The sequence below is a fragment of the Mesobacillus maritimus genome (assembly GCF_019749255.1).
Classification (GTDB): domain Bacteria; phylum Bacillota; class Bacilli; order Bacillales; family Cytobacillaceae; genus Mesobacillus_B; species Mesobacillus_B maritimus_A.
Map to the genome: position 1 here is coordinate 180598 of NZ_JACWFH010000012.1, position 24123 is coordinate 204720.

A 24123-nucleotide genomic window follows, 5' to 3' on the forward strand; every position below is an offset into this window, starting at 1 on the left:
TCCTTCACCCCAACCTTTTTCTTGTCCTACTTTATTTTATGTAAAAATCTTGATGGCGAACTGGACAAATACCAATTCCGGTAACCGGATTGCCTGCCCATTCCTTTAGAGATTGTGCCCCTGTCTCCTGCGATATTTGGAAAAGAGCACAAAAGTGAGAATATAAAGAATGACGGAGGAAACCAAAATGTTCATAATAGCTCCCGTCAAAAATTGTTCGCTCCCAGTTTGAATGCTCTCTACGGTATCATTGATGGCTTCTATGTACTCTACTTCTTCAATCTCATCTACCTGTGATGGTTTATCATGGAACAGTCCGCCAATCTGATAATTAAGCCAAAATAACACTGGCCAAAGAGGAACCCCAACAATTCCCCCAAGCGCTGCAGCGAAAACATTTCCTTTACTTAGTTTGGCTAATCCCATCGAAAGAATTGGACCGAGACCGAATGTCGGAAACCAATTTGGGATAAAACCTAACGTTACCCCTAACGCAACCTGATGGGGATTGGCCTTCAAGCGAACAAATCGAAGAACATAATATCTCGTGCGACGCTTCAGTTTCAATTCAAGACCCCTAACCTACTGTCTGGTTTTTCTTTTATTTTACCACAGAGACAAGGGGACAGGCACCGTGTCCCATGCTGGGACAACGGGCCTGTCCCCTTGTCTCCTAGACTGGGTCTGGCTCTTCTTCTCGTTTGGGTGCTTTTCGCCGCTTCTTTTCTGTTGCTGGTACGGGTGGGATTTCTTTTCGGAAATCTTTTAACACAGAAAAGGACATGGCGATGAGCACGAAGGTCAGTGGAAAGGCACTGACAATGATTGCAGTTTGCATTGCATCGAGTCCACCTGAGAGCATGAGCACGATGGCCGATGCGGATAAAAACAGTCCCCATGTTACTTTTACAAAGTTCGGTGGGTCCATATCTCCGCGAGTCGTTTGGATGCCTAGTACAAAGGTGGCAGAGTCAGCTGATGTAATGAAAAAGGTAGAAATGAGAATCAGCGTGACCACGACTAATACCCCTGAGAGCGGAAGGAGATTAAATACAGCAAATAGCGCTGTTTCGAGGTTTTCTCCTGCGATATTTGTTCCTTCAAAGAAGTCAAAGTAGATGGCTGTCCCTCCAAAGACCGCGAACCAAAAGGCACAAACCAAGGTTGGAATTACGAGTACGGCAATCATAAATTCCCGAACCGTTCTTCCTCTCGACACCCGCGCGATAAACGTCCCAACAAATGGTGCCCAAGCAATCCACCAGGCCCAGTAGAAAATCGTCCAGTCTTGGATCCAAGTCGCCCGCTCTTGATTGAATGGCGATAACCTTAATCCCATACTAGGCAGGTTTTGAATATAGCTTCCTAATGTGGTGACAAATAAATCGAGTACAAATCCTGTTGGTCCTAAAAACAAAAAGGTAAACAACAGAATGACCGCTAGCACGAGATTCGTATTACTCAAATACTTGATTCCCTTTTGAAGCCCTGTGCTGGCTGATAGAATAAACAACACTGTGACCACCGCAATAATGATTAACTGTACGGTAAAATTATTCGGTACTCCTGCCACATAGTTTAATCCTCCATTAATTTGCGCTGCCCCTAGTCCGAGCGAAGCCGCAACCCCAAAAATGGTAGCAAAAACGGCCACAACATCAACCGCTGTGCCAATCGGACCCTTTGCTCGGTCGCCAATCAGCGGAATCAGCGACACACTCATCAAGCCTGGCTTATCCTTTCGAAACTTATAGTAGGCGATCACCAGCGCGATGACGGAATATATCGCCCATGCATGAAATCCCCAATGTAAATACGTATAACGTAGGGCAACCGATGCAGCTTCTGATGTCCCACCTTCTCCAAATGGAGGAAGCGCAAAGTGAGAAATCGGTTCTGATACCCCGTAAAACAACAACCCGATCCCCATGCCGGCACTAAATAGCATCGCAAACCAAGTTGGCCGTTTAAATTGTGGTTGGTCGTCATCTTTTCCTAGTTTTATTTTTCCATACTTGCTAAAAATCAAGAACAACGCAAAAAGTAGGAAGAATGAGGCTGCTAACTGATAAAACCATCCGAACGTTTCTAAAAAGAAAGCCTTCGCTACACCCATCATCTCGCCTAGCTGAACCGGAGCGACGACACCCCATATGACAAACGCACTCGCAATCACGAGGGAAATCCAAAAGACATTCGTAACCTTGCTCACATATGCCAGCTCCCTATTGTAGATTTATATGAAGACAAGGTTATTTTTCCCGAAAACAAAGAATCCATGAAGAATGTGGATTTCCAAATAATTGGATGGGGGCTTCATCCAATTATGTCGCTAGTTCAGCTCAAGGGAAAAGGGGACAGGCACCGTGTCCCACTCCAGGTCGATGAACCTATTGTTCCTTACCAACCATTTACAAAGTATTGCATCGTTTCAAGCTCATCTTCATTTAGTTCTCGTCCTAGTTGCTCTTCATAAGCTTGTTTGATTTTTACTGAGTCCCCTTGAAATTCTTCAGTCAAACTTGCCATCATTCTTAGAAGTGTTACTTCTTGCTGGTATTCTTCTCTCGAGATTGCTCCCGAGTGTGAAAGGATATAGGTCTCTGCATCAAATGTATCAAGCTGATTCAATAATTCACGTGTTTTCTCTATCGTATAGTTCGTTTTCGGTGAAAAAATATCAGCATAAATGCAGTCGCCTAAAAAGAGGATTTTTTCTTCTTTTATGTAAATCACCACGGAATCAGAAGCATGGTCTCCGCCAACATGCTGCAAAACACAAGTCAGTCCGCCAAGGTCCATTTCCATTCGCCCCTCAAATGTGACGGTAGGCAAAGCAATCGTAATATTCCGCTCCTCGGGAAACTCTTTTTTAATCGCCGTAGCACAAAATTCAATCTCCGTTCCTGCTTGAACTCGCTCATCTAACGCTTCATTCGACCAAGAAAGCGGTATGAGTTTTTCCATGGCCTCTTTCGTTTCGTGATAGGCAAACGAAACGACACCGTCTAAGGCAGACAATCCAAAGATATGATCCCAATGCCAATGGGTCAAAGCAAGAAGACCAGGCTTCTGTACTTGCCTATCTGCCAATTCTTTTAAAAAATAACGGGTGTGAGCCTCTGAATTTCCTGCATCAATCATCAGCGTTTTCTTGCCCCCAACCACCATTCCTAGTATCGGACGGTCCGTTTCTGATACAGGTGTTTGGTACCAAAAACGTTCCCCTATTCTTTCAATTCTTTGCGTTTGCATCTTCAATCTCCTTTTCCAAGTTCAGTCTATTATGTAGCGGGGCAATTCTCTAAGACAGTGAACCTGTCCCCTTGTCCTTAAACGTTGGGCTCAATTCACTCCATACATCAAATATATTGCCATTAAAATCGTAAAAAACAAAATTGTTTCCTGGATGACCTCTATCCTCAATTTCCCCTACCTTTACTCCTTTTTCGGCCAATTCCTGATGAAGAGATGTTAACGCCTCTAGACCATCGACCTCAAAGGTTACCGAGAATCGCTCTTTGCCGTGGCTATCCATGAAGTTTGCAGTTTGATTTTCAGCAGCCTTCACTAAAAAAAAGCTTAGATTGGCAAAATTTATAATTGCTTTGTCTTCGTCTTGATAGCTTATCTCTGCTCCGAGCTTCTCAACGTACCACTCTGCCGATAAGTTTACTTCATTCACCGGTATGTAAATAGTCCCTACCCTTACTATAGTTGTTCCCATACTTATTCTCCTCCTAGGTATACAATTCTTATCCTCCGTTACATTCTCCATCATGCAGCTCTGTCCCTTTAAGCTTAATAAAAAATTTGTGGGTCAGAGAAATTTCTTCTTGATGCGTTCCAGCGGTTAGGTCACCGACCTCTTGTATCTTAATCTTAGTCCTCCCACTTCTTACACACTGGTATTGAAGCTACAAAGAGTACATGATCCTACTGAAAAACAAATCATATGAAGAGCGAAGTAGATTGCTTTAAAGACGGATTCACCCGATGTAACGGAACTCTTTTTCAGTACTATTGGTACGTCCCTAGTTTCCCCTGAACCCAAAGGATACTCCCCCACACAAAAAAACCGGCTAATTTCTTAGCCGGCTAAATGAGGGGGATATTGGAGATAGGGTTTGATTTTCTCTATTAGCGTAATGTTTTTGAAGGATTGGGAGGGTTATGCATTTTCCAATTCTTCAGGCTTGGCTGCGTCCGCGATAAAGGAATAAACCTTGGGAAAGGATTGCTCGCTCGCGGCTACTTCGAGCTGATGGACTCGTTTGGACAGTCCATCTACCTTTTCATTCGTTCTCCCCACCATTTTGATGAGGCTTTCTAGTAGCTTTTCCAATCCATCCAACTCAGAATGGGAGCGGTTCAATCGGCATAACCTCCGCTTCTGCTACTGGTTGTACTACTCGGGTTTCAGTTGTTTTTTTACTAAGAAATTGGACATGTTCGGCCATGACTTCGGTGACGTACACCCGCTTCCGTTCTTGGTTTTCATAAAAACGGGTTTGGATTCTACCTGTCACGCCAACAACGGAGCCTTTACGGCAATAGAGGGCTGTGTTTTCTGCGGTTTTTCGCCAGAGGATGCATTGAACAAAATCGGTATCATGCTCACCATCTACATTTCGAAATTGGCGTGTCACAGCGATGGTGACATTGGTATATGCTCGACCGTCACTGGTATGTTTCAGTTCAGGATCACGCGTCAACCGCCCTACTAGAATGACCTGATTGATCATTTGCTTTCTCCTTTCTTTTAGATGATTTCATCTTACCTCCGAATCAAACTAGCGTAAAATCCGCAAAATATAATAAAATATGACAAAAATCCCCACCTTCTATGGTTTTCTGAGTGGAAATTTATGATTTGAATTGCAGAACATTTTTTATATAAAAATTTCACCTCCACTTGAAAGAATTTTCGACAAATAGCTGATTCGCAATCCTTTTTCACAGTGTGTTATAATTTTTTTAAAAGTAAGGATAGGAGGGCGCACATGAAATCATTCAGGCTGATCTCCATGCAAATTGCCGATAAAGACCAATTAACGGATATTGAATTTACTGAAGGTTTAATTATTAACAAGGAAGATGATAGCGGTACTTGGCTGATTGAAGTGTTTGTGGAAGAAAAATACATTGAGTATTTTGAACATGCCTGCTCCGGTCAGAATGAAATTATTGTTCAAGTTGTGATTACAAAGAAAGAAAATGACCCCGCTGCTTTTAAATCCAAGGTTTGCAGTGTGAGTAGAGTGAATGGCTATGCTAGCATCTTACTTGAGGGCCATCTGACAAAAATAAAAAATGACTATCCAGCCATGCTCCTCGAGCATCTGCTTGACCAAGGACTAACAGGAGACGCCTTATTATCTGAATTTAAAGAAAAAATCATTGCTCGGCCGCGAATTCTTTTGCCGAAGAAAGTGTAAAAAGAGCAGGGACAGCATCCCTGCTCTTGCTAGTTAGACCCTTTTGTGGTCAATAGATTTTACTTAACGGTCTTTGTTGTCCTTATCATTAAGGTCTAATCTATCTTCTAGACCTTCCTCATCAGGAGTGTTTAAATCTCTGCTCATATCTAAATCGTTATCTGTATTGGTATCATTTGTTCTTCTGTTATTATCGTTAAACAACCCAGCACCATTGTTGCCATCGTTGTTGTAGTTGTTTAGGTTGCCGTTGTTTCGATTGTTGTTATCAAACAGATCATTGTCGCCAGTATTGCGGTTGTTGTTGAAGATACGGTTATCACGGTCGTTACGATTTAAATCGTTAATCTCTGTAGTACCGTCATCTGTTCCTGTACCCCCATCATTTGGAGGTGGATCATTATCGTTAGCTCCACATCCAGCAAGTAGCATAGCAGCAAGGGCAGATCCCCCGACTATTTTCAACAGCTTGTTATTCATGTAATGAACCCCTTTCTATCCTTTGATGTTTGTTACAAGGTGACCAGCAAGGGCCTGATGTTATATTGCCCGAGAGCAAACGAGAACTTGCAGGAAAATATTATAAGAAAGGCACCAGCGCCTTTCTGTTAGACATATTCGAGGTTATTTCTTAAATAAAAAAAAGCTTAGGACCGAATTACTCCTTTAAAAATGGAGCAAGGCTAGTCCTAAACTTCTATAAAACATCCCTACACTTCTATTTCAGAGCAAACATAATCTCTGTTTCACAAGCAATTTCTCCGTCGACAGTGGCAATGCCTTTGCCTTTGCCCATTGGTCCGCGAACTTTGATCATTTCAACTTCTAGGCGCAATTGGTCGCCTGGCTTGACTTGTCTTTTAAAGCGGCAGTTATCGATGCCTGCGAAAAACGCCAGCTTTCCACGGTTTGCCTCTGGTATTAACATCGCGACTGCGCCTACTTGCGCGAGAGCTTCCACAATCAAAACGCCTGGCATGACAGGATAGTCAGGAAAATGGCCGTTAAAAAATTCTTCATTTGCGGTCACGTTTTTTAAGCCAATTGCGCGTTTTCCGTCTTCCACCTCAATAATTTTATCAATTAATAAAAAAGGATAGCGATGAGGAATGATTTCTTTGATTTCATTTATATCTAACATGTTTATTAGTACCTCCTACTAATATTAGGTTCTTACCCCATTGTACTAAAAGAGGTACATAAAAAGGAAGGGAATTCTCCCTTCCTTCAAAAAATTTATCTATTTTTGAATTAAGTCCATTACATGTGTCCAGGTTGATTTTTCAAAAACATCCATTGGATCTCCATTCCCTAGCACACCATAGCCTACTATGGCACCGACCACAATGCTAAGAGCAAATAATGCAATGACCATTAGAAGCCGAAGCCAGATTGGAATAAGGCGCACTCGAACGCGAATTTTCTCCCGCTCTTGTTGTTGCCCCTTTACCTTCTCCTTTTTCACTTGTTCCCGCGTTAATACCGCTTGTTTGCCATCCATTGCCATACTGCTCTTCCCCTTTTAAAAGAGTTCATTCAGGTATTATTATTTTTCACTATCCCTTATTATAAAAAAAAATGCAAGAAGAAGCATTAGTAAATTGTAGAAATTTGCAATTTTTCTTTTAAAAAGGATGTTTTTGTATAGATTATTGGTAAAATCATAAAGCTCATTTTAGCGTGTTTTATAATATTTTCAATTAAATTGGCAAGCTCTTTTCATTAGTCTTGAGAAAGGAGCCTTTTTAAAAATAAAAAAACTATGGCTCAGCCTTTCTGAACCATAGTTTTTTCACAAATTACACAATCTTTCTGCGACTAATCTTATCTAGATTATCAAGCATGATGCCTGTTCCGAGTGCTACGCATTCCATTGGCTGCTCAGCAACGAGTACAGGAACTTTTAATTCTTCAGCAAGAAGCGTATCAATGCCATGAAGCAATGCGCCACCGCCAGTTAAAATCACTCCACGGTCAATAATATCTGCAGAAAGCTCAGGTGGGGTCTTTTCAAGGACTGTTTTCGCTGCATGAACAATCACAGCCACAGATTCTCTAAGTGCACCTTCGATTTCTTCTGAACGAACCGTAATCGTTCTTGGCAAACCAGATACCATGTCACGGCCACGGATATCCATTTCCTCATTCCGTGAGCCTGGGAAGCATGTCCCAATATTGACCTTAATGTTTTCCGCTGTGCGCTCACCAATCAATAGCTTGTACTCACGCTTAATATAGTTTAAAATCTCAGCGTCAAACTTGTCCCCAGCCATTTTAATGGAAGAAGACGTAACGATGTCCCCCATGGAAAGAACGGCCACATCTGTCGTACCACCACCGATGTCAACGACCATGTTCCCACTAGGTTGGAAGATGTCCATTCCGGCACCAATCGCCGCTACTTTTGGTTCTTCTTCAAGATAAATCTTCTTACCGCCACTTTTCTCTGCCGCTTCTTTGATTGCCTTTTGCTCAACACTTGTAATATTCGTTGGGCAGCATATCAAAATGCGTGGCTTAGAAAGCAGACCTTTTACATTTAATTTGTTAATAAAATGCTTTAGCATCGCTTCGGTTACATCAAAGTCTGCGATGACCCCATCCTTCAATGGACGAATCGCAACGATGTTTCCTGGCGTACGTCCTACCATCTGACGAGCTTCTTCACCGACTGCTAAAACTTTGTTTGTATTTTTATCAATTGCCACAACAGACGGCTCATTTAAAACAATCCCACGGCCTTTAACGTGTATCAACACATTAGCTGTACCAAGGTCAATTCCAATATCCCTTGCTAACATTTACTCCTTAACCTCCTTGACAAATGGCTGGCTGCGGCTGGTTCATCCTCACCTCTACCAACAACTAGACAAGGATTGCTTCATCTATTAAGCAGACGCGCGGCCATTACCTTCGTACCATATTCACCTAATTTTCAATTTTACCACACCTCTAGCATTAAGGGTAATATTAATCGAAGAAAATCGACAGTTTTTGCAAAATTGGTTGTGGAGGACTTGGTTTACATTCTATTTGTCTCCACTCGGTGGTGGTTTATCCCTAATCATAGGCACACAAAAAGGCGACTGCCTAGAGGGCAACTCGCCTTTTGTCCTGCCCAGTTGATTCCTCCGGACATGCCATATTCTCCTTTGCATGTTAAAAGTAAGTCTTTTAAAAGCATCACCATCGATTGGAGACAGAAAGGTTTGGTTCTGGATTATTTCACGGGCTCTCCTTCCCTCTCTTCTTTTCGGTACTTTAACTTTGTTGCTTCGCCACCCCTTAAGTGGCGAATCGATTTATGATAATCGAGAATTTCCTTTACTTCATTCGCAAGTTCCGGGTTGATCTCAGGCAGTCTTTCCGTCAAGTCTTTATGGACTGTACTTTTGGATACGCCAAACTCCTTCGCGATTACGCGAACCGTTTTTTTCGTCTCCACGATATACTTTCCAATCTTGATGGTTCTCTCTTTGATGTAATCGTGCACACCACTCGCCCTCCCTAAATTGGATGTGAGAAGTGTGAAATGAGACTCGCTTTTCCTCATAGTATACTGTAACCGCACAAACCTGTTTTTTTTAAAAAAACTGTGCGGCAAGAAGGCCTGGCCTTCTAGACATTACTGGAAATAATCAAGACTCCGGCTAAATCCCCATATTCTGCAAACGACTCCTCACCTCAAACACTCTCTTTGACAGGTTTGTAACCATTCTATTAGCTTGGATACGGGAATATGCACGAAAAACACAATAAGGACGAGGAAACCTTATATTTTTTCAGAAAATTATAATTATTTGTGTGTTTTTTAGAAGAAATTGCTTCGTGTTCCACTTTTACTAAGTGCTTGAACTACTCTTACTTACTGCCTGAATCAGTTCACCCCAGGTATTGCCCCCCCTCATTCTAAAAAGATGAAGAAGCTCGGTAAAAAGAAACGCGGTTGTTAAGGCATCCCCAATCGCACTGTGGCGATCGTACATCCTCGTCCCGAATGCCCTCGCGTATCGTTCAAGATCGCGCATATCATAAGATGGCGCAATATACCCGATCAAGTCGAGGGTATCGAGTGTGTGCATTTCTTTTAATGTAAACTTTGCCCGCTTTAATTCATTGGTAAAAACGAGATGGTCAAAGCTAACATAATGCCCCACCAGCGAAACGGCTTCACGGATTTTTACATATTGAAAAAATTTTTCAATTGCCTGAAGTGCCTTTGGTGCGGTTTCGACTTTTTCCTGTGTAATCGACGTTAGTTGGGTTATTTCCTGAGAAATTTGTCGTTTGGGGTTCACATACGTCTGGAACGTATCTTCTTCTAAAACCTTTAACCCTTGAATACATACGGCCCCAATCTCAATCAATCGGTCATTGGCCCCCACATTAAAGCCTGTTGTCTCTGTATCAAAGACGATAAACGTTAAATCCTCTACTGGAGTTGAAAGAGGAATAGACTGATACGAAACCGGACAAGACATCATCGCTTTTTTACGAAATACCATCGAAACCTCCTTTTTTATTGCTAGATTTTATAAAGGTAATTGGGTTGGTCTTTCCTAAAATAGTGGCCAACTCTATGATGAAAATCTCGCAAATACCATACTTTGAAGCCCCCTTAGGGTATGAAGGCTTAATGCTAACTCATCTTTCTCCCTAGTAGAAAGCGTATTTAATGCTAGAATTGACCCGGCACCACCCCATCTCAACCGAATATAAATTGCAAGAATCTGCTCAATACCAGACTTTAAGTTGTCAGCAAAATCCGCCGTAAACACACCCTTTTCCTGCAATAGCTCAATTTTCTCTAATGGCGTTCCTGTTAAAATCCCATTCATGAGCGCTAAGATTTGCAGACTATGATGATAAGGAAACAGCACTTCCTTTTTCATATCGATGCTCTTGCGACTCTTTTTAAACAATGAAATCATCGGTTGGTCCAATTCGGGGATTTTCCCTTGGACTCTTTCAATCTGAGCAAGCTGATAGAGAAAGATTTTTGACCTTCCAACCAACTCTTCCAAGCCAACATCTAACATTCGCGAAACCCTCTCATCGCCGGCAACAAACCGGTAGGAGAAGAAGTTCTGTGCCAACAGCAGATTTTCATTTGTTGATGTTAGCATCCATTGCCGGACGCGCTCCTGCCACTGACTAACTGAACTTCGCCAAGCAGATTCGCTCGCCATCATCAAGCCTGGACAGCGCGCATAACCTGCTTTTTCAAACAATCTCGTGATCTCCATTCCGAGCCTTTTAAAATAAATAGGGTCACCTGTATCTTCATAAACAAGAAAATGGTCTTGGTCGGTCAGCATAAACTGCTCTCCCCGACCGCTAGAACCCATTTGGAAGAAAGCAAATGATGGTGGTTTACCTTGACGGTCGGCCGTCCCATTCTCTTCTTCCTTCCATACCTTCGCTTCTGCAAGTTCAACCACGCGCACCACTACGCGATCATAGAGTGTCGTGACAACTTCTAATAAGGTAAACGCAGGGACTTTTTCTTTTATCAAGGTGTCTGTTAGTTCATAAATTGCTTCCTTTATCTGACCTAGTGACTCTTCGTCACCTTCCTCAATACTTTTTAACCTTCTCATAACGCTGGCATTTTTTTTACGAAACAAGTCAGATAAAGTCACGATGCCGATTGTTTTTTTATCATCCTTAACAGGCAAATGCTTAATACCGTTCAACAGCATTTCTGAGATGGCCTCATAATAGTAAGCAAAACGAGAAATGGTTCTTGGATTTGGGGTCATCAACTCACTTGCGGTGGTCTGGTAGGACTTCCCCTTCGCAACAAGCCGCGAGACGATGTCGCGCTCGGTAATGATTCCTGCGAGCTGTTCCTTCTCCATTACCAGCACAGAGCTCGTGTGATTCTCTGACATCGTTTGAGCAACTTCTTGAACGGTTGTCTCCGGGTCGACGGTCACAAGCCTCTCGATCATGATGTCTTGTACTCTCAGCATAAAAGGAGTTTTCTCACCGAAATCACTTGCTAATTTGACTTGTTCAGCAAGCGAAGCATAGACATCCCTTAACCGCACCGTCACCTGCGCCAGCAAGTACTCCATTACACCCGGTTCCTTCCACCTGCTTTCCACAACCTCAATGGGAATAAATAACGCTCTAATGTCCTCCACAGCCCGTACCTGGACCATTGCCTGAATCTCCGGCACCTGAAATTCTTTTCCTACCACTTCAGCTAAATTTGAGAATCCTATTAATTCCCCCTTTTGAAGGATTTCTAGTACCTCCTCTTCAACAAAGACCTCTGCTAAACCTGATAAAATCACCAACAGACCTTCGCGCGGTTCAATGATTTCTTGTTTTTTAAAATCCCGCTGCTCACACTTCTGGACAAGGGAAAAAGCTGCACGGTGCTCCAGCCCCTGAAAAAGGGGGTGAAGTCGCACAGCCTCATATAAGTTTTTATGCTTTTGTGGATCCATCTTCATTCATCCACACTTCGCCATCCTTGTAGACCATCTGCTCTGGATAACGCAAGTCGAGAACTTCTTCTTGGATTTTTTGCGATGGTGCTGGGGTGGCAAGCGATACAATGATGTTCGTTAAGAACGCCGCCGCTGCTCCAAAGACACCCGCGCCAGTGTCAATGATGCCAAGAATGGTGAACCCGCCGTATTTCGCCGCAAAAATGTAGCCAAGCGTCACAGCCAAACCAACTAAAAGTCCTGCAATAACACCTTGTGCATTCGAACGCTTCCACCAAACCCCAAGCACAAGTGCTGGGAAGAAGGTTCCGGTTGCAAGTGCGAACGCCCAGGCAACAATTTGCGTAATCGCCCCTGGAGGATTCAACGCAATCAAACCTGCAAATAAAGTCGCTATGACGATACTCCAACGCGCTACAGAAAGACGAGTTTTTTCCGTCGCATTCGGCTTCCACACACGGTAGAAAATATCATGAGCGAAAGAAGATGAAATTGAAATCATTAACCCACCAGCGGTCGATAATGCCGCTGCCATTGCACCCGCCGCAACAAGCCCGATGACGAACACACCAAGGTTCGCAATCTCCGGAGTCGCCATAACGACAATGTCATTCGAGATGATCAGCTCGCTCCATTGCAGGACGCCATCGCCATTTCCATCAGCAAGCTGAAGCTTTCCGGTATCAATCCATGATTTCGTCCAGGCAGGAAGGTCGGTAATCGCACTTCCAGCAATTTTTGTCATTAAAATAAATCTTGAAAACGCCGCATAAGCCGGCGCAGATAGATATAAAAGTCCGATAAAGAGTAATGCCCAAGCTCCAGACCAACGAGCCGCTTTCATGGTTGATACCGTGTAAAAACGGACAATTACGTGCGGCAAACCAGCTGTTCCACACATCAGCGTAAACATTAGTGCGAGAAACTGCCATTTCGTGCCGTTCGTAAATGGTGCAAAATATTCGGAGATGCCGAGCTCACGATCAAGCTCTCCCATTTTTCCAACTAGCTCTCCGTAAGAAAGCCATGGGAGGGCACTGTTTGTTAACTGCAAGCTCATAAAAATAACTGGGATTAAGTACGCAATGATTAATACAAGATACTGTGCTACCTGTGTCCAGGTAATCCCCTTCATTCCACCGAAGGCTGCGTAGAAGGCAATGAGGACCACACCAATCATCGTGCCGAGCTTAGCATCAATTTCAAACAAACGACCAATAACGACGCCTGATCCAGACAGCTGACCGATTGAATACGTAAAGGAAATGATAATCGTACAGATCGCTGCGATAACACGAGCTGTATGGCTATCAAAGCGATCGCCGATAAATTCTGGTACCGTATAGCGTCCATACTTTCGAAGTTGCGGAGCAAGGAGGAAGGTTAATAGCAGGTAACCACCGGTCCAGCCCATAATATACGCAAGCCCGTCATACCCGAGCAACATAATCGTTCCGGCCATCCCGATGAACGAAGCGGCGCTCATCCAGTCAGCCCCGATGGCCATACCGTTAAAAACAGGTGGCACACCGCGGCTCGCTACATAAAAATCCGATGTTGCTCGGGCTTTATTGTAAATCGCAATTCCAATATAGAGTGCAAATGTCGCGATAATAATTGAAAATGAGACCAAAAACTGTGTATCCAAGTATTCTCCCCCTCTACTGGCTTACTTTTTAGTGATCAACACTTTTCCCAGCACTGAGCTTAATGTTTTGTTCTTCATCAATGCCGTATTTTTTATCAATCATGTCGCCAACCTTGGCGTTAATAAACAACAGAATAATGAAGCTGACGACCGCTCCTTGAGCACCCATGAAATAGTGGAACGGAAATCCGCCCATAATCGTAATACTGCTGAGTGGCTCAGCTAATAGTACGCATCCGTACGAGACGATGAACCAAATAATGAAATAAATCACCATATAGCGGTTCTTTTCACGAAAATATTGGTCCGCAACTGCTTTATCAATTTTCTTCATACTTCCACCCCTTTTTATGATAAAAATTGGTTTTTACCTGTTATGTATCGTCACCTCCTCTCCCTACGGTACCCATCAACTTAAGCTGAAAATAAATTTGACTGTATCAAAAAATGGCTCTGGCACCATAATGATTTCAATCAGAAAGTATAAAAAGATGCTAATGAAAGGCACCGCAAGGAAATAAGATTTCTTCTTACGTAACGCCATCACCAAAGACACTCCTGTAATCAAGATTAAGAGTATAAATACGAACATAATAGACACCTCCTTGTAAGCGCTACCAAATATGTTTGATAAATGAAACAAATCAAATTACTTTTGCACACTACGTTCAGTTTATTTAATTTTTAGAAAATTGTAATTTTTATTATCCATGCTTCATACCTCATGGTCAAGAAAAAAAAACGACGAAATTTAGGACAGTCCTGTCGACACGTCCAACCTATTTTTTCCTCAGCCCCATGAGGAAAAGGGTTCCACCACTCTGCTCTTTGTCGAAAAAAAAATGGGGGGTTGAGGGGATTGGATACTAGTATTTTAATGAACTAGCTTTTTTGTATTTTAGCGCTTTGCTAAGTGGGTGAGGGTGAATACTTTTCCGGAAATATTTAGTTTGGCTAGATGCGTTGTTTACTCTGCTGCTTTGCTTTCAACGTAGATAGAGATAGGGCATCAACCACCTTATTGGTGACCTTACTGGCCTTCCTCTTTACCCTATTAAGGAGCAAAGCATCTCTATTGATGACCTATCTAGCTTTCTTTCAACCTAGATAGGTTACCAACTACACCTATTGACGACCTTTCTGAGTTTCTTGCACCCTAGTTAGGTCACCAACGACCTCCATTGACGACCTTTCTGAGTTTCTTGCACCCCAGTTAGGTCACCAACAACCTCCATTGACGACCTTTCTGAGTTTCTTGCACCCCAGTTAGGTCACCAACAACCTTCATTGACGACCTTTCTGAGTTTCTTGCACCCTAGTTAGGTCACCAACGACCTCCATTGACGACCTTTCTGAATATCTTGCAACCTAGTTAGGTATCCAACTGCACCCATTGGTTACCCTTCTGCCTTTCTTTCAACCTAGATAGGTCACCAACAACACGTATTGGTGACTAGTTTACCTTTCCTTCACTCAGTTAGGCTATCAACTCAACCTACCGATGAACTTGCACCAGCCATTCTAGGCGAGCAATCCACACAAGAAAGACCAGTGGGCACCCCACTGGTCTACTCCTAAAAAACTTTATTCTTTTTCGGCAACAAACACATTCTTAACGCGAACGGTTGCTGACTTTGAGCGGTCGATGTCTTGTGCGTCTTCAAGCATCATGGAAATCAATAGATTTGGGTTATCGGGATTATAGCCGACGAACCAGCCGAGTTCACGGCCTTTTGTTCCCTGTTCCTCCTTGATTTCAGCCGTTCCCGTTTTACCGGCAAGAGGGAGACCTTCAATTCTAGCGATATGTGCGGTTCCATTTGGATCACTAACAACCTTTTTCAGCATGGAGTTGAGTCCTGCAGCGTTCTCCGCACTCACAAGCCCTTCTGCCCACACCTGCTTTTGTTCTTCCTCTGATAATAAAATCGGTTTGATTAAGTTCCCGTTATTGACGAGTGGCGTGTAGGCCGCTGCCAAGTGCAGGATGTTCATCTCCACATGTCCTTGACCGTAACCAGAATCGGCCACTAGCATTTCACTACCAAGCTCGCCTATTTGAGAAGCTTCTAGCGGATATGGATATTCCATCTTTTCAAACCCAAATTTTCGTAACCCATCTGCAAGATCATCCTTGCCAATTTCCAATGCAGTACGAGCAAAATAAATATTATCTGAGTAAATGAGCGCCTTCTCAAGGTTCACCTTACCTGGCAAATTTGTCACACGGGTTACTTTGTAATCTCCCCATGAATCGTCCGGCTGCCATTGTTTATCATTGATTTCATATGCGGTATCAAGATTGATTTTACCGGTATTCAATCCAATTGCTGCTGTAATCGGCTTAATGACAGATCCTGGAACATACGTCACCTTGAAACGATTAAGGTACGGTTTTAAAGGATCATCCTCTAGCGCCGTCCGTTCTGCAACCGAAATTCCTAGCGTTTCTGCATTCGGGTCAAAACCAGGAGCACTTACCAGAGCTAATGTTTCCCCGGTAACTGAATTCATCGCTGCGGCTGTTCCGGCGTCGCCTTTTAGTTGATCATAAATTTTCTGTTGGAGCACAATATCAATCGTAAGTTGAACATTTTCTCCATTTTCTACTGGTTTTTCAGCTAGGACTTTTTCAGTCCCATCTTCTTTTACAATCGAGATTTTAACGCCGTTTGTTCCTTTTAACTTCTCTTCAAAAACCTGCTCGAGGCCGCGTTTGCCGATAAAATCTTGGGCGGTGTAGCCTTTCCCCTCATTTTTCTCGAGATCCTCCGCTGTTACCTCTGATACATAACCAACGAGATGAGATGCAGCCTCCCCATATGGGTATTCCCGCGCCCCAACTTCCGTATTGGTAACGCCATCTATGGAGAACACTTTATCCTTCAAATCCTCATCTGTTTTTGAAATATTTTTAAGTGGCACAAATAACTCTGGTTTTACCCAAGAAGCATTTATTGCTTTATTGATTTGCTCTTCAGACATTTTTAACGTTTCACTCAGCTGCTTGACGGAGTTCTCAGACATTTTCCCAGGAACTACGCCAATTTGTAATGCCGTTCCATTAATGGCTAGTCCATTTCCTTTGCGGTCAATAATGTCTCCTCGCACAGCAGGCTGGGTATCAAAGCTAATTTTATCGCCTTCCTGCAGGTCTGGGAATATGTAGGTGGTATCCCAATTCACATACCAATTGTTGGTTTCCTCTCGTTCTTCTTTTACAAGAACGGCAGTATTATCAAACTCTATTGGTCCAGCTGCACTTTCCATACTTGCTGAATAAGCAAAACTGGCTTGTTCCTCCGCATCTGTTTCTTCTTCAGGCGGACTGAATTCAACATCAAGCTCTCCAATTTCGAGGTCCTGATAAATTTTATTATAGCGACCGACAAAATCTTCCTTTGTGATGGTATCTCTTGCTGGCTGTGAAAGTAGTTCATACATTTCTTCAAATTTTTGTTCATTCCAGAGATTCACATACTCTGAAAATCTCTCTTCGGGTGTTGGCTCCTTGCTCGAGCACCCGGCAATCAAAATCGTTAAAAGAATGGTGATCAGGATGATTGCTTTTTTCAATGTGATTCCCCCCTTTGGTCTAAATATTACCACATTTATGCATGTTCCACTAAAAAAACCCACCAAAATGGTGGGTTTCTTGATTCTATTAATCACATGGCATTAAGAGTTACTAGATTCAGTAGAGTTTGTTTCCTCTTTAGAGTCATCAGCTGGAGTTTCTTCTTCTGTGTCAGTTCCTTCTTCAGTTGAAGAGCCTTCTTCTTTGTCAGTACCTTCCTCAGTTGAAGCTCCTTCTTCTGTATCAGTACCTTCTTCAGTTGAAGATTCCTCATCAGTACTTGTTCCGCTTGATTCAGTTGAAGTATCTTCATCCATATTCGATTCTTCGCCTGCTTCAGCTTTACCTGCATCGCCTTCAGTTTCAATCTTTGCATCCTCAAGGGCACTTACTGGCTTGTCCAAATAGTCAAGTGGATTTACAGGAGTACCGTCTTTGCGGATCTCAAAGTGTACATGAATACCGGCTTTTTCATTAAACTGGCTAGTACCAGCAGTTGCGATTTGATCACCTTGCTTAACAGTGTCGCCTGCTTTTACTTTCATATTTTTAATTGACTGATACTGTGTTACAATTCCATTGTCGTGTTCGATTTCGATTACGTTACCTAGCAGTGAATCTTCTTTAACCATTGTTACTTCTCCGCTTAAAGATGCAACAACATCAAATTCTTTGCCTTCTTTATCGGCAATATCAATTCCTGTGTTTGGATGATACTGGTTATTGTAAACTACTAGTGCAGCTTCTTGCTCTGCTTTGTCGCTGTTGTTGTCATAGAATTGCATTTTGACAACAGCATTGTCGACATCTTCCACTGGCATTGTGAAATTTTCCAAAGACGTATTTACTTCTAATGCTGGTTCGTCATTGAACTGTCTGCTCGGATTATCCGTCGCTAGTTCATCTGTACTTTGTTGTTCACCGCTGCCTTGGAAGTAAAGAACACCTGTTAGTATGATTGCGGCACTTGCCAAATAAATTGCTGGGTACACCCACCGCTTCTTAAAAAAGCGTTTAAAGCTCTTTTCTTGAGAAGATTTTTCCTCTCTCATTTTCATCACCTCAGCAATCATTCTCAACAGATTACAAAAAATATATACATTGAGTTAAAAATTTTTTACTGCTTATTTTTCGACAAACCTTGCAGAATTATACACTTTTTATTAAAAATTAATTTGGAGGCTTTTTATGAAATACGTCATCAGGATTTTGCCCGTCGTTTATATGGTGTTTATTTGGATTCTTTCAAGCATGCCCTCAGACGCCGTTGTTGAGTTACCAGATAAGGGGATCGATGCTTTTATTAAAGAAAGTCTTCACCTTGTTGAGTTTGGTATTTTGTATGTTTTGCTGTTTTTAGCGGGGCTTACCTTTAAAAACTTTAAACCCTTAATGAGTTTTATTTTTATGGGAGTCGCGATTAGCTATGGACTTGTCGATGAAATTCATCAATCCTTCGTGCCTTATCGTTCTGCGACGGTGATCGACTTTGTCAAAGATACGATTGGGGTGTTGGTTGCTTCTCATTTTATGCATCATGCTTATTTTAGTGGGAAGTTTGGTGTGTTGGGGGATTGGTTGAGGAAGTTTGCTGAGCGGGTGAGGTGATTTTTATTCCCCTAGAGGGAATATCCCGCCTATTTAATCACTCTAGGGCGATTATGTTGAAACGTATATTCCCCCTAGGGCGAATATATGCCTCGTAAGGGGGAATATATCTGTTCTAAGGGGGATTATAATTTTGCACCTCTTTATTATATTCTCCCTAAGGGTAATATAATTTACCCCCACCCCTATATCGTCACAAAGCTTTCACAAATATCAAGCAGTTCCATGAAGGAAACCGCCCCGCGGTGCCGTATTTTACTATCAAACCCAATAAGGAGGACTCAATTTGTATATAAAACCTCGCCCAATCCCCCTAAATGTGCTGTTTTGCCATGCTCTAATCCCCAGACTAAGGCCCGACCATCCAAAAATACCTCAATTAGAAAGAGAAATCCGCAGTTATATGTCAGGGTATCGTGGTGAAAAGGCGACTGAATACCATTTAACGTTCCTAGATGACAAAAAACATCATCTATTCGGTGGTTTGCGTCTCCCTCACGAACAGCACTACTTCCAAATGGACACACCTATCCTCACGCGTAAGTATATTCTCATTCTCGAAACCAAAAACATGGGTGGTGAACTAGATTTTAGTCCTGAGCAATTTAGCCAAAACTCTTATTATGGAAAAAAGGGTTATAAAAATCCGATTGTACAAGTAAACCGTCATAAAGAGCAGTTACAAGATTGGCTAAAGACTCATAAACTCCCTTTAACTATCCCGATAATCCCCCTTGTCGTTCTTAGCAACCCGTCGGCCATCATCAAAAGTGATGATCCAGTCATTCTTCAACAGGTTTGTAAAGTTGAGAATCTTAAAAGTAAAACCATCCATCTCACTAATCATTATACGAAGGACGTTCTGACAGATAAGTTGTTTAAAAAAATCTCTAGACTTCTCCTACAAGACGACACTCCTCTCTACCCAGAAATCAAAAAAACTTACGCAATTTCACCACAAGACATCCTCCCTGGGGTGCGGTGTCCTAATTGTCCTACTTCCAAAATGGTGAGGAAGGATCGCACTTGGATATGTCCTCATTGTTTAAACCATTCCTATGATGCATACCATGACGCGATACTAGATTACTTCCTTTTCAATAAACAGACCATCACCAACAAAGAACTAAGAGAATATTTAGGAATCGACTGCATAAAAACAGCGAGTAAGCTCTTGTTATTCTTGGATTTACCTAGCACTGGCCAGAAAAAAGGGCGCATCTACCAACTTCCTACCGATTTCCTTGACCAACTAGAAGCACGATACTATAGGTTAACGAAAAAATGACTTATAATAGACAACACCTCCATGACCTTCAATAGAAAAAACCAGAGCATATAAGCCCTGGTTCACCCTTACTTCTTCGCCGTTACTTGGGCCAAGGTGCTTTCGCCTGAGGCGATTTCGACTCCTTGGTAATAGTGCTGGACGATATCTTTATAGTTCTTGCCTTCGGCGGCCATGCCATTTGCGCCGTATTGGCTCATGCCGACGCCGTGTCCGTAACCTTTTGTTTCAATCACGATGTTGTCGCCTTTGGCATACCATTTAAAATCACTAGAATTTAATCCGAGCGTCTCACGGACCACTTTTCCGCTTAAAACTTTACCGGCGATTTCCACTTTTCCGACGCGATTGCCTTCTGTCTTTTGCGTAATCGTGCCAACCTCGCTTCGATTTGACAGTTTAACGCCAAGCTTATTTTCAAACTCACGAATAGGGATGATTTTTTGCTCTGTATATTTAGGAGAATTTTTATCCCAAGGGCTCTTTACACTACGGAGATAAGGGATATTATTTGACCAATAATCTTCTGAGTTTTCAGTAAAGCCATTGCTGGTTGAAAAGAACGTTGCCTCAATTGGCTCGCCATCATAGGTTAATATCTGCCCATCGGTTGCTTGAACGGCCTCTTTCACTTTTGCATACTTTTGCGTAAAAGCAGATCCCCATTGCTGCTGCAATTCCGCTTTATTTTTATAAACCTGATGGGCTTGGGTATCGGTGACATGGGCGCCATCTGGTAAACCCTTTGTTCCTGATCCCATCATTTGTTTCACATAGTATGTTCTTGCCGTAAGCGCTTGTGCCTTTAATGCCTCCAATTCAAATTCGGCTGGCATTTCAGCTGCGACGACGCCAATTAAGTATTCATTGAGTGGCACTTTCTCCACTTGGGACTGAGCGGTACGGAAGACGGCGACCTCGACGCTTGAGTCTGCGGATGGTTCGGCAGAGACCTCAACTTCAGTGGTGGTGTTCACCTCTTCACTAAGTTCACCACTTGTCTGATCTCCACTAAAGGGAAGCACCAGGACAGTTGGAATTAGGAGGGTAACTGTAAATAGAAGAGCTGCTAGGACGAAGATTGGGTTGAATTTTTTTTTCATGAATGGCCTCCATAACGATTGAATTATTTAAACGGAGAAGTACCCGTCTCCCTTCAATCATATGGTGCAGGACAAGCATTTATGTCATCAACCTACCTTCTAAATTAGATGAAATTTAGGTTACAACTTATCCAACTTCGGTAACTTTTTTACAATTTCATCATATTCCATACTTTTACGAATGAATTTGCCTATTTCCCCATATGGATATAAAAATTCAATTTTGAATTAACAGCAAAAAACCGCAGAATCTCGCTGGATTCTCCGGTTTAATGGGGATTTTATTCTCATGTTTACCTATCTTACGCATTTAGATCGGAAATGAAGGTTTGAGTTTCTTCCATTTCCTCGACTTCTTTTACGCGTTCGATATCTGCACCTAATCCAGCGAGTTTGTCATGGAAATCTACGTATCCACGGTCTAAATGCTTTAGCTCCGTAACGCGTGTGATTCCATCAGCAACTAATCCTGTTAAAATAAGGGACGCCGCTGCACGTAGGTCTGTTGCTGCTACTTCTGCACCTTGTAAATTAGAAGGACCATTCATGATCACTGAGCGGCCATCAATTTTAATTTGTGCATTCATTCGGCGGAATTCTTCAACATGCATGAAACGGTTTTCAAACACTGTCTCCGTAATCATACTTGTGCCTTCAGCACGAAGAAGTAGCGCCATCATTTGCGATTGCATATCTGTTGGAAATCCTGGATGTGGCATCGTTTTGATATCCACAGCCTTAAGCTTATCAGGTCCAATGACACGAATGCCTTCTGCTTCCTCTTCAATGATTACACCCATTTCTTGCATTTTGGCAATCAATGAAGAAAGATGTTCTGGAACAGCACCTTTGACAAGGACGTTCCCACCTGTAATCGCTGAAGCAACCATAAAGGTCCCAGCTTCAATGCGGTCAGGGATGATGTTATGATCTGCTCCAAAGAGCATTTTTACGCCTTCAATTTTAATCGTTCCAGTGCCGGCTCCTTTTACTTTCGCTCCCATTTTATTTAGGAAGTTCGCAAGGTCGACAATTTCTGGTTCTTTCGCTACGTTTTCAATCGTTGTTAGGCCATTTGCAAGTACTGCAGCCATCATGATGTTTTCTGTTGCTCCCACACTTGGGAAATCAAGATAAATCTTTGCACCGTGAAGACCTTCTGGTGCTTCTGCTTCAATAAATCCATTTCCAACCTTTACTTTTGCACCCATTGCTTCAAAGCCTTTAAGGTGCTGGTCGATTGGACGGGAACCAATTGCACAGCCTCCAGGCAGAGCCACACGAGCACGGCCATTACGGGCAAGCAAAGATCCCATTACTAAAACGGAAGCACGCATTTTCCGAACATATTCAAATGGTGCCTCAATTTTCAACTCTCGAGATGCATCGACAACTATTGTATTATTTTTAAACTCCACTTCGGCGTTTAAAGATCGTAGTACCTGGTTGATCGTATATACATCGGAGAGCGTTGGCACATCACGAATTATACTTTTTCCATCACTTGCTAATAATGTTGCAGCGATAACGGGCAGTACGGCATTTTTTGCTCCCTCAACTTTAACTGTGCCGCTAAGCCTTTTTCCGCCGCGGACGATGATTTTTTCCAAATGTATTCCCCTCCGCGTCCAATTTCTCTATATTAATATTCAATCGTTATGATGGGTGTGCCAACTACGAGGGTAGTATTTCCGCCCATTCCGTCTGGTTTTCTAAGTCCAAGTTGTAAATTCATATCATGGTCTTCGCTAATACTTCCAGTAAATAATGGAGAATAAGCCGATGTAGATAAAAAGTTCTCTTCATCTAATGCTTCAATTTCTTCCGCATCAAAAGCTTCTAAGAGTTCATTCATAAAAACCGGCAAAGCCTCATCCATCTTATCACCGAACTCGCCTTTTATACAAGAAAAAGTTGAAGCCTGACCATCAAATATGGTAAGAAGTTGTTCTTGCCACTCTTTTGTGATGAACGCTTCAGATTGCTCATCCCATTTTTGGCCCTTCACTTCATACATGATATGAGTTTGGGGTTGGTTCATCACAATCTTTATTTTCTCATGGTAGTTTGACGAAGCTGCAGTGGCTGTAACGGTCTGCTGATCGCCCTCTTTAGACTCGCTCCAAGACCAGCCAGCCAATTGGGCTTTTAAGTCGGAAATGATTTGATCTGATTCTACATTTTCCACTATTTGCCTTGAATATAAAGACCACTCGTTGATTAAAATATGTTCGTCTTGTAAGACAGAGACCAGCGTTAATAAATCTTGGTCCGAGTCTGCTACGATGGTTTTATTCCCTACCTGGAACACGATAAAACTAATAATGCCAATAACTACTAAATAAAATGACCACTTTTTCATCTCTATCTCTCCTCCCCTTACTACCATTTTTACCGTTTTGGGAAGGAGCATACTAGGGAATTGTCGTCACTTTTTGACATTTAGTAATTTGGGACAACCGAACCAGGCGTGCACCTAATAATAAAAAGACTCTTACAAGATCAAACTGTTTTTATTGTGAGGCTGTATGAGTCCCTGTGGTTTGCTGTTTGTATAAAGTCATTCATGTTGTACTGCGAATAAGTAATAGTCTATTCGCATGCTACACGTTTCACAATAAAATCAATCCAAAAACAATCTTACTCAATAATACATGATTTGAAAACATGTATTAATACCTAATTTTTTACCATTTGGGTAGGAAAACTTTACTGAAATAAAGTTGGCAATTGCTGAGACCATAACAAATAATCAAGGAAGAAATTACTTACCGTTGACCCAATCACAATGGAAAGCAGTATGTACAGTACTCTAGCTTGTATCACGCGATGCGCTCGCAGCAGCTTGTCAAAATGAAGTGCCTGAAGTGCCCACCATGCTAAAGCAATAAAAGCAAGATGTGAAATAATACTAAGCAAAGACTGTGAGCCAAAATCTGAAATCACAAATCCTTTCCCCCCTTTTAGAGCGAACTACTCCATAATTATATGACGGAACCC

General features: G+C 42.3%; 25 protein-coding genes. 3 read left to right on the forward strand and 22 right to left on the reverse strand.

Annotation, left to right across the window (positions count from 1 at the left end):
- Window positions 1-105: 105 nt before the first annotated feature.
- From H0185_RS11260 to ssb, 6 genes are all read right to left on the reverse strand, one after another.
- Window positions 106-567 carry a DUF2062 domain-containing protein gene (locus H0185_RS11260; protein WP_221873586.1) on the reverse strand — a complete coding sequence of 154 codons (462 nt, stop codon included), beginning with the start codon at window positions 565-567 and terminating at the stop codon, window positions 106-108.
- 106 nt (window positions 568-673) lie between these two features.
- Window positions 674-2212, reverse strand: coding sequence for a glycine betaine uptake BCCT transporter (locus H0185_RS11265; protein ID WP_221873587.1), 1539 nt, complete (start codon window positions 2210-2212; stop codon window positions 674-676).
- A gap of 188 nt (window positions 2213-2400) precedes the next feature.
- Entirely contained in the window at window positions 2401-3255 is an 855-nt protein-coding gene (locus H0185_RS11270; RefSeq protein WP_221873588.1) for an MBL fold metallo-hydrolase, read from the reverse strand.
- Between the two features lie 49 nt (window positions 3256-3304).
- Entirely contained in the window at window positions 3305-3727 is a 423-nt protein-coding gene (locus tag H0185_RS11275) for a VOC family protein (RefSeq protein WP_221873589.1), read from the reverse strand.
- A 444-nt stretch (window positions 3728-4171) separates the two neighbouring features.
- On the reverse strand, window positions 4172-4375 hold the full coding sequence (locus H0185_RS11280) for a hypothetical protein (protein ID WP_221873806.1): 204 nt from the start codon (window positions 4373-4375) through the stop codon (window positions 4172-4174).
- A complete protein-coding gene (gene ssb, locus H0185_RS11285; RefSeq protein WP_221873590.1) occupies window positions 4356-4745 on the reverse strand; it encodes a single-stranded DNA-binding protein in 390 nt (129 codons plus the stop codon). The genes H0185_RS11280 and ssb overlap by 20 nt, the downstream gene beginning before the upstream one ends.
- A 258-nt stretch (window positions 4746-5003) precedes the next feature.
- Here ssb and H0185_RS11290 point away from each other — a divergent pair, with 258 nt between their 5' ends.
- On the forward strand, window positions 5004-5438 hold the full coding sequence (locus H0185_RS11290) for a YwpF-like family protein (protein ID WP_221873591.1): 435 nt from the start codon (window positions 5004-5006) through the stop codon (window positions 5436-5438).
- Window positions 5439-5501: 63 nt separating this feature from the next.
- Here H0185_RS11290 and H0185_RS11295 read toward each other — a convergent pair whose 3' ends face one another.
- From H0185_RS11295 to spoIIQ, 12 genes are all read right to left on the reverse strand, one after another.
- Window positions 5502-5918: a hypothetical protein gene (locus H0185_RS11295; RefSeq protein ID WP_221873592.1), complete on the reverse strand. Its 417-nt coding sequence runs from the start codon at window positions 5916-5918 to the stop codon at window positions 5502-5504.
- Between the two features lie 238 nt (window positions 5919-6156).
- Entirely contained in the window at window positions 6157-6579 is a 423-nt protein-coding gene (gene fabZ / locus H0185_RS11300) for a 3-hydroxyacyl-ACP dehydratase FabZ (RefSeq protein ID WP_221873593.1), read from the reverse strand.
- A 99-nt stretch (window positions 6580-6678) separates the two neighbouring features.
- Window positions 6679-6945, reverse strand: coding sequence for a DNA-directed RNA polymerase subunit beta (locus tag H0185_RS11305; RefSeq protein WP_221873594.1), 267 nt, complete (start codon window positions 6943-6945; stop codon window positions 6679-6681).
- 292 nt (window positions 6946-7237) lie between these two features.
- Window positions 7238-8239, reverse strand: a complete 1002-nt coding sequence (gene mreB, locus H0185_RS11310; protein WP_221873595.1) for a rod shape-determining protein — start codon at window positions 8237-8239, stop codon at window positions 7238-7240.
- 419 nt (window positions 8240-8658) lie between these two features.
- Window positions 8659-8931, reverse strand: a complete 273-nt coding sequence (gene spoIIID, locus H0185_RS11315) for a sporulation transcriptional regulator SpoIIID (protein WP_046522783.1) — start codon at window positions 8929-8931, stop codon at window positions 8659-8661.
- Between the two features lie 349 nt (window positions 8932-9280).
- The gene (locus H0185_RS11320; RefSeq protein ID WP_221873596.1) at window positions 9281-9943 is read right to left on the reverse strand and encodes a 3'-5' exonuclease; all 663 of its coding nucleotides are present in this window, start codon (window positions 9941-9943) and stop codon (window positions 9281-9283) included.
- 72 nt (window positions 9944-10015) lie between these two features.
- Complete coding sequence (locus tag H0185_RS11325) at window positions 10016-11896, reverse strand: DUF294 nucleotidyltransferase-like domain-containing protein (RefSeq protein ID WP_221873597.1); 1881 nt, start codon at window positions 11894-11896, stop codon at window positions 10016-10018.
- A complete protein-coding gene (locus H0185_RS11330; RefSeq protein WP_221873598.1) occupies window positions 11877-13547 on the reverse strand; it encodes a sodium:solute symporter family protein in 1671 nt (556 codons plus the stop codon). The genes H0185_RS11325 and H0185_RS11330 overlap by 20 nt, the downstream gene beginning before the upstream one ends.
- A 28-nt stretch (window positions 13548-13575) precedes the next feature.
- Window positions 13576-13881, reverse strand: a complete 306-nt coding sequence (locus H0185_RS11335) for a DUF4212 domain-containing protein (RefSeq protein ID WP_221873599.1) — start codon at window positions 13879-13881, stop codon at window positions 13576-13578.
- A gap of 75 nt (window positions 13882-13956) precedes the next feature.
- A complete protein-coding gene (locus H0185_RS11340; protein WP_221873600.1) occupies window positions 13957-14139 on the reverse strand; it encodes a hypothetical protein in 183 nt (60 codons plus the stop codon).
- A 992-nt stretch (window positions 14140-15131) separates the two neighbouring features.
- Window positions 15132-17123 (reverse strand): penicillin-binding transpeptidase domain-containing protein, encoded by a 1992-nt coding sequence (locus H0185_RS11345; protein ID WP_221873601.1) that lies wholly within the window; start codon window positions 17121-17123, stop codon window positions 15132-15134.
- A 102-nt stretch (window positions 17124-17225) separates the two neighbouring features.
- Window positions 17226-18176, reverse strand: a complete 951-nt coding sequence (spoIIQ, locus tag H0185_RS11350) for a stage II sporulation protein SpoIIQ (RefSeq protein WP_221873602.1) — start codon at window positions 18174-18176, stop codon at window positions 17226-17228.
- A 136-nt stretch (window positions 18177-18312) separates the two neighbouring features.
- Between spoIIQ and H0185_RS11355 the strand changes: the two genes are divergently transcribed.
- Window positions 18313-18732 carry a VanZ family protein gene (locus H0185_RS11355; RefSeq protein WP_221873603.1) on the forward strand — a complete coding sequence of 140 codons (420 nt, stop codon included), beginning with the start codon at window positions 18313-18315 and terminating at the stop codon, window positions 18730-18732.
- A 286-nt stretch (window positions 18733-19018) separates the two neighbouring features.
- Window positions 19019-20020: a nuclease-related domain-containing protein gene (locus H0185_RS11360; RefSeq protein WP_221873604.1), complete on the forward strand. Its 1002-nt coding sequence runs from the start codon at window positions 19019-19021 to the stop codon at window positions 20018-20020.
- 68 nt (window positions 20021-20088) lie between these two features.
- Here H0185_RS11360 and spoIID read toward each other — a convergent pair whose 3' ends face one another.
- From spoIID to H0185_RS11380, 4 genes are all read right to left on the reverse strand, one after another.
- Window positions 20089-21123 (reverse strand): stage II sporulation protein D, encoded by a 1035-nt coding sequence (spoIID, locus tag H0185_RS11365; protein WP_221873605.1) that lies wholly within the window; start codon window positions 21121-21123, stop codon window positions 20089-20091.
- Window positions 21124-21425: 302 nt separating this feature from the next.
- The gene (murA, locus tag H0185_RS11370; protein WP_221873606.1) at window positions 21426-22733 is read right to left on the reverse strand and encodes a UDP-N-acetylglucosamine 1-carboxyvinyltransferase; all 1308 of its coding nucleotides are present in this window, start codon (window positions 22731-22733) and stop codon (window positions 21426-21428) included.
- A gap of 32 nt (window positions 22734-22765) precedes the next feature.
- A complete protein-coding gene (locus tag H0185_RS11375; RefSeq protein WP_221873607.1) occupies window positions 22766-23485 on the reverse strand; it encodes a YwmB family TATA-box binding protein in 720 nt (239 codons plus the stop codon).
- A 347-nt stretch (window positions 23486-23832) separates the two neighbouring features.
- Entirely contained in the window at window positions 23833-24069 is a 237-nt protein-coding gene (locus H0185_RS11380) for a DUF1146 family protein (protein WP_221873608.1), read from the reverse strand.
- Window positions 24070-24123: the final 54 nt, after the last annotated feature.

Bases quoted from the DNA above. Each gene is read 5' to 3' on its own strand.
- H0185_RS11270 (WP_221873588.1), bottom strand. From the start codon at position 3,255: ATGCAAACGCAAAGAATTGAAAGAATAGGGGAACGTTTTTGGTACCAA.
- H0185_RS11275 (WP_221873589.1), bottom strand. From the start codon at position 3,727: ATGGGAACAACTATAGTAAGGGTAGGGACTATTTACATACCGGTGAAT.
- ssb (WP_221873590.1), bottom strand. From the start codon at position 4,745: ATGATCAATCAGGTCATTCTAGTAGGGCGGTTGACGCGTGATCCTGAA.
- H0185_RS11290 (WP_221873591.1), top strand. From the start codon at position 5,004: ATGAAATCATTCAGGCTGATCTCCATGCAAATTGCCGATAAAGACCAA.
- H0185_RS11295 (WP_221873592.1), bottom strand. From the start codon at position 5,918: ATGAATAACAAGCTGTTGAAAATAGTCGGGGGATCTGCCCTTGCTGCT.
- fabZ (WP_221873593.1), bottom strand. From the start codon at position 6,579: ATGTTAGATATAAATGAAATCAAAGAAATCATTCCTCATCGCTATCCT.
- H0185_RS11305 (WP_221873594.1), bottom strand. From the start codon at position 6,945: ATGGCAATGGATGGCAAACAAGCGGTATTAACGCGGGAACAAGTGAAA.
- mreB (WP_221873595.1), bottom strand. From the start codon at position 8,239: ATGTTAGCAAGGGATATTGGAATTGACCTTGGTACAGCTAATGTGTTG.
- H0185_RS11320 (WP_221873596.1), bottom strand. From the start codon at position 9,943: ATGGTATTTCGTAAAAAAGCGATGATGTCTTGTCCGGTTTCGTATCAG.
- H0185_RS11325 (WP_221873597.1), bottom strand. From the start codon at position 11,896: ATGGATCCACAAAAGCATAAAAACTTATATGAGGCTGTGCGACTTCAC.
- H0185_RS11335 (WP_221873599.1), bottom strand. From the start codon at position 13,881: ATGAAGAAAATTGATAAAGCAGTTGCGGACCAATATTTTCGTGAAAAG.
- H0185_RS11340 (WP_221873600.1), bottom strand. From the start codon at position 14,139: ATGTTCGTATTTATACTCTTAATCTTGATTACAGGAGTGTCTTTGGTG.
- spoIIQ (WP_221873602.1), bottom strand. From the start codon at position 18,176: ATGAGAGAGGAAAAATCTTCTCAAGAAAAGAGCTTTAAACGCTTTTTT.
- H0185_RS11355 (WP_221873603.1), top strand. From the start codon at position 18,313: ATGAAATACGTCATCAGGATTTTGCCCGTCGTTTATATGGTGTTTATT.
- spoIID (WP_221873605.1), bottom strand. From the start codon at position 21,123: ATGAAAAAAAAATTCAACCCAATCTTCGTCCTAGCAGCTCTTCTATTT.
- H0185_RS11375 (WP_221873607.1), bottom strand. From the start codon at position 23,485: ATGAAAAAGTGGTCATTTTATTTAGTAGTTATTGGCATTATTAGTTTT.